This is a genomic window from Bacteroides sp. CAG:189 (assembly GCF_000432295.1).
In the GTDB taxonomy this organism is placed as follows: Bacteria; Bacteroidota; Bacteroidia; order Bacteroidales; family Bacteroidaceae; genus Bacteroides; species Bacteroides salyersiae.
The window spans coordinates 1-4,972 of record NZ_HF991023.1 but is presented as its reverse complement, the minus strand read 5'-3'; the positions used below and the strand labels follow the sequence as shown (position 1 = coordinate 4,972).

The window sequence follows — 4,972 nt, the reverse complement described above, 5'->3', positions numbered from 1 at the left end:
AAGATACAGCTTTTTTCTAAACCTGCAAGCGTTTTAATAAAAAAAAGAGAGAAAAGATATAAAACATTCTCCAAATGCTTCCCTGTTAAAGGAATATATTGTACATTAGCAGAAACTTTTAAAACAGTCTACGACATGACAAGTAAAGATAATTATTGTGTAATCATGGGAGGCGGCATTGGCAGCCGCTTTTGGCCATTCAGCCGCAAAACACTTCCAAAACAATTCTTGGATTTCTTTGGCACGGGGCGTTCTTTGTTGCAACAAACCTTCGACCGCTTTAGTAAAGTGATCCCTACTGAAAATATATTCATTGTAACCAACGCAATGTATTCGGATCTTGTACAAGAGCAACTTCCGGAACTGAATCCGGACCAAATCCTGTTGGAACCGGCAAGAAGAAATACTGCTCCTTGCATCGCCTGGGCAGCATACCATATCCGTGCACTAAATCCAAATGCCAATATCGTAGTAGCGCCTTCGGATCATTTAATATTAAAAGAGGGGGAGTTTTTGGAAGCAATTGAAAAGGGACTTGATTTTGTTTCACATTCAGACAAACTACTCACATTAGGCATTAAACCCAATCGCCCGGAAACAGGCTATGGATATATCCAGATAGCCGAACAGGATGGCGATAATTTCTACAAAGTGAAAACTTTCACGGAAAAGCCGGAACTTGAACTTGCAAAAGTCTTTGTAGAAAGTGGTGAGTTTTATTGGAATTCCGGATTATTCATGTGGAACGTTAACACCATTATTAAAGCCGGTGAAACATTACTTCCGGAACTTGCTTCCAAGTTGATAGCCGGAAAAGACCTTTACGGAACACCAGAAGAAAAAGCGTTTATTAAAGAAAATTTCCCCGCCTGCCCCAATGTATCTATCGATTTCGGTATAATGGAAAAGGCAGAAAACGTATACGTTTCTCTCGGAGACTTCGGATGGTCGGATTTGGGAACCTGGGGTTCTCTTTATGACCTTTCACCCAAAGACGAGAACGGCAATGTCACTTTGAAATGCGATTCACTGATATACAACAGCAAAGACAACATAGTCGTACTCCCTCAAGGAAAGTTAGCTGTTATCGAAGGCCTTGAAGGATTTCTGGTTGCAGAATCAGACAACGTATTGCTCATTTGTAAGAAAGACGAAGAACACGCTATACGCAAATACGTAAATGACGCCCAAATTAAATTGGGAGACGACTATATCTAAAAGACAGAAAATAAAATCAATATAAGACCGGGAAAATGTATTTTCCGGTCTTTTTTATATCATTACAATTATTCATCCACATTTTTCTAAAGATATCGGTTTTATAACAACTATTTCTTTATATTTGCCACCAAATCTATGACCATTTTGTTTATCCCCCAATAAAAGAACAACCTATTAGAAAATGAACAAACCTCTTCAGACATCTTCCCGACTCGGTGTAGTGGATGCACTCCGTGGTTTTGCCTTACTGGCAATTGTATTATTACACAATTTGGAACATTACAACATTTACTTTATCCCCAATTCTCAGCCCGAATGGTTACAAATTATAGACAAGGGAGTGTGGGATACACTGTTTTTCTTATTCGCCGGGAAAGCTTATGCCACTTTCTCACTGTTATTCGGATTCAGTTTTTACATTCAATATCACAATGCAGAAAAAAGGGGAATAGATTTCCGGGGACGTTTCGCCTGGCGAATGGTTCTATTATTCTTATTTGCCCAGCTTCATGCATTATTCTACAATGGCGACATTCTGGTTTTATATTCAATTGTAGGTTTTACCCTGATTCCCGTTTGCAAATTGAAAAACAAAACCGTATTCTGGATCGCATTAATCCTGCTATTACAACCTTTTGAATGGGGACGAATGTTCTACGCGATGTGTAATCCCGATTATGTGATCAATGGAAATAAATTCATGCCTTACGCCCTGCTTGCTACGGAAGTTACAAGTCACGGTACATTCTTAGAAGTGCTGAACAATAATATATGGAACGGGCAATTATACAGCAACATCTGGCAGGTAGAAAACGGACGCCTATTCCAAACTGCCGCATTGTTCATGTTCGGTATGTTACTGGGACGTATGAAGTATTTCGTCAAGAGCAATGCCTCCATCAGAATATGGAAACGCATATTAAGACTATCCGTCATTGCTTTCATTCCACTGTATATCCTGCGCACATTCATACCGGAACATATCAGTAATCCTTCCATACTGACACCTTACAACGTCGTCCTCTCATCATTAGCCAATTTTTCCTTTATGACCATTCTGGTATCGGCCTTTACGCTGCTATGGTTCAAAAGAGAGAACGGATATAAGTGGCAACAAATTATTATCCCATACGGACGAATGAGTCTGACAAATTATATATCCCAATCAATTATGGGCGTCTGCATCTATTACGGCTTCGGTTTAGGACTTTACTCGTCCACCGGAGCAACGGCAACTTTGTTTATCGGACTCCTTATATTCACAATCCAACTGATATTCAGCCGTTATTGGCTGACACTGCATAAACAAGGGCCATTGGAATTCTTATGGCGGAAAGGCACATGGATAAAATTATAAAAAAGATCAAATCATAGAAAAGCAATAAGGCGTACGATCCAACCGGACAGTACGCCTTTCTATTCATTAAAAAGAAGAAAATATCATTTATTATTCCAAGCTTGATGAATTCGTTCGGCTATCTCCTTAAACTCATCACCAGATAATTTTAGTTTTGGATTAGAAATAATCATATCCGACTCCTTATTGATAGGAATAAGATGAATGTGGGCATGAGGAACTTCCATTCCCATAACCGCCACCCCCACGCGTTTGCAGGGAACAGCTTTTTCAATAGCTCGAGCTACAGATTTGGCAAAGACATGCATAGCAGCCAGATCATCATCACTCAAATCGAAAATATAATCAATCTCCTGTTTGGGAACCACCAGGGTATATCCTTTCACCAGCGGATTGATATCAAGGAAAGCAAAGAAGCGTTCGTCTTCCGCCACCTTATAGCAGGGAATCTCACCTGCGATAATTCTACTGAATATTGTTGCCATAATCTAAATATGATATATAAAATAAGGCAAGCCCTTTTGCAGAGACTTGCCTTTGTGTTAAATCGAAATATTTACTACTTCCAGATTAATCTTACCTTGTGGCACCTGGATTTCAGCTATATCACCTACTTTCTTGCCAAGTAAACCCTGTGCAATCGGTGTATTTACGGAAATCTTTCCTTCTTTCAGATTTGCCTCACTTTCGGAAACGATGGTATAAGTCATCTTCATACCATTCTTCATATTCTTCAGTTCCACTCTATTAAGAATCTGTACTGAATCTGTCTTTAACTTTGATTCATCAATAATCTTCGCATCAGCAATCACTGTTTTCAGCTTATTGATTCTCATCTCAAGCATGCCCTGAGCCTCTTTAGCCGCATCGTATTCCGCATTTTCCGACAAGTCACCCTTATCGCGCGCTTCGGCTATAGCAGCAGAAATCTTCGGGCGCTCTACAGTTTCCAGCTCTTTCAGTTCTGCCATCAATTTTTTGTAACCATCTTCTGACATATAAGCCATGATTTTTTCCTCCTTTATTTTAAACGGTCATATAAAACAAAAAAGAATTCCAACATGAATCATGCTGGAACCCTCTTCTCATTATTCCTCTGCAAAGATAAGCTTTTAAATGATATGCGTCAAGCAAAAAACAATGCTATGTAACATACTTTAAAGGAAATCTTCTTATTTATAACAACTTAAAGCAGTGATTTGATCGCGTTCTCCAGATCTTTCACATCTTCACCACGTGCACTTAGCTCATTATTCCGGTTGATAAGGAAGTAAGCAGGAACCTCGCGAACATTATATACCGCCGCGTTGGTAGAATACACGCCATTACCGTCTCGTACACAAATCCATGGCAAATTATCTGCCGATGTTTTCCAAAAATGCTCATCAGCATCCAAAGACACCTGATAGATTTCCAATCCCTGCCCTGCATACTTATTATAAAGCTCACGCAACATCAGATTATGAGGCGCCCCCGCAGGCGTTTGATAGACAGAGAAATCCAACAACACGACCTTACCTTTCAGTTCCGTCAGCTTACGGACATTCCCTTTTATATCACGAAGGCTGATATCAATGATTCCTGTCTCAGCTATTTTATCTTCCGGTATATCGATTGTTTTTTGCCGGGGAGCCCGGGTATTCTTCATCCCTTTTATAACGATATTATACAGATTCTTAGAGCGGACTGCATGAGGATAAGAATTGTTCAAGCTGGTAGCTACAGCAGCAAAACACTTCACATCGTCCTTACTGTTTAAAGGATCGAAAATCAGATAATCATTCAATTTCTGAAACAAAGCAAAATAAGCTGCCGCCGTATTAGGTGCTGCAAAAATATAGTTAACCTTCACATCGTCCTTATAATTTTTAATCAGTATCGCCAGACTGTCTTCAAAAACATCGTGCCCCATTTTGTCGGTACGGACGGCCATCAACAAAGCATTTACATCACTCTGCAAGCGTGCCTGTTTCAAACTAAGTTCTTTAATTTTCCGACTGCTTTCAGACCCTTCTACCGTATAAGCCGTTGCAAAATCAACATAAGGCGCTTTGATCGTGACAATTTCAGTAGAATCAACAGAAAAATTAATAACCTTATCTTCCACACGCAACCGATAAAACTCCGGAGATTCGGGACGGGGTTGTGTAAAATTAAACGAACCATTGCCTTTTATTCTTACCGAATCCAAAGATATAATTCCCTCCAAGGCCGATGATTCCAAATAAAGCATTTTCCCATTAGCATCCGAGACTTCTCCGTTTACCTTAAATTGAGAACCGGAATTACAAGAGCTCAAAGCTAAGGCAGCAAGTGCTACAAAAGTTATTTTTTTCATATCCATGCGTGTTATTTTTTTAGCAGCAAAGTTACTACAAAAAAGTGAAATGCGGA

Annotated in this window: 5 protein-coding genes; 2 read left to right on the top strand and 3 right to left on the bottom strand. The window is 39.6% G+C overall.

Annotation, left to right across the window (positions count from 1 at the left end; genetic code table 11):
* Positions 1-135: 135 nt before the first annotated feature.
* Together QVP90_RS04860 and QVP90_RS04855 are read left to right on the top strand one after the other, a co-directional pair.
* Entirely contained in the window at positions 136-1,218 is a 1,083-nt protein-coding gene (locus QVP90_RS04860; RefSeq protein ID WP_007479953.1) for a mannose-1-phosphate guanylyltransferase, read from the top strand.
* 184 nt (positions 1,219-1,402) lie between these two features.
* A complete protein-coding gene (locus QVP90_RS04855; RefSeq protein WP_005928865.1) occupies positions 1,403-2,578 on the top strand; it encodes a DUF418 domain-containing protein in 1,176 nt (391 codons plus the stop codon).
* Positions 2,579-2,661: 83 nt separating this feature from the next.
* On the opposite strand, the gene QVP90_RS04850 is transcribed toward QVP90_RS04855, so the two are convergent.
* From QVP90_RS04850 to QVP90_RS04840, 3 genes are all read right to left on the bottom strand, one after another.
* The gene (locus tag QVP90_RS04850; RefSeq protein ID WP_021935805.1) at positions 2,662-3,063 is read right to left on the bottom strand and encodes an HIT family protein; all 402 of its coding nucleotides are present in this window, start codon (positions 3,061-3,063) and stop codon (positions 2,662-2,664) included.
* A 57-nt stretch (positions 3,064-3,120) separates the two neighbouring features.
* Positions 3,121-3,585: a transcription elongation factor GreA gene (greA, locus tag QVP90_RS04845; protein ID WP_005928859.1), complete on the bottom strand. Its 465-nt coding sequence runs from the start codon at positions 3,583-3,585 to the stop codon at positions 3,121-3,123.
* Positions 3,586-3,764: 179 nt separating this feature from the next.
* Positions 3,765-4,916, bottom strand: a complete 1,152-nt coding sequence (locus QVP90_RS04840) for a thioredoxin-like domain-containing protein (RefSeq protein ID WP_264380919.1) — start codon at positions 4,914-4,916, stop codon at positions 3,765-3,767.
* Between the last annotated feature and the right edge of the window lie 56 nt (positions 4,917-4,972).

What these genes read in the sequence shown, in the direction of transcription:
- QVP90_RS04860 (WP_007479953.1), top strand. Translation starts at nt 136, where the DNA reads ATGACAAGTAAAGATAATTATTGTGTAATCATGGGAGGCGGCATTGGC.
- QVP90_RS04855 (WP_005928865.1), top strand. Translation starts at nt 1,403, where the DNA reads ATGAACAAACCTCTTCAGACATCTTCCCGACTCGGTGTAGTGGATGCA.
- QVP90_RS04840 (WP_264380919.1), bottom strand. Translation starts at nt 4,916, where the DNA reads ATGAAAAAAATAACTTTTGTAGCACTTGCTGCCTTAGCTTTGAGCTCT.
- greA (WP_005928859.1), bottom strand. Translation starts at nt 3,585, where the DNA reads ATGGCTTATATGTCAGAAGATGGTTACAAAAAATTGATGGCAGAACTG.
- QVP90_RS04850 (WP_021935805.1), bottom strand. Translation starts at nt 3,063, where the DNA reads ATGGCAACAATATTCAGTAGAATTATCGCAGGTGAGATTCCCTGCTAT.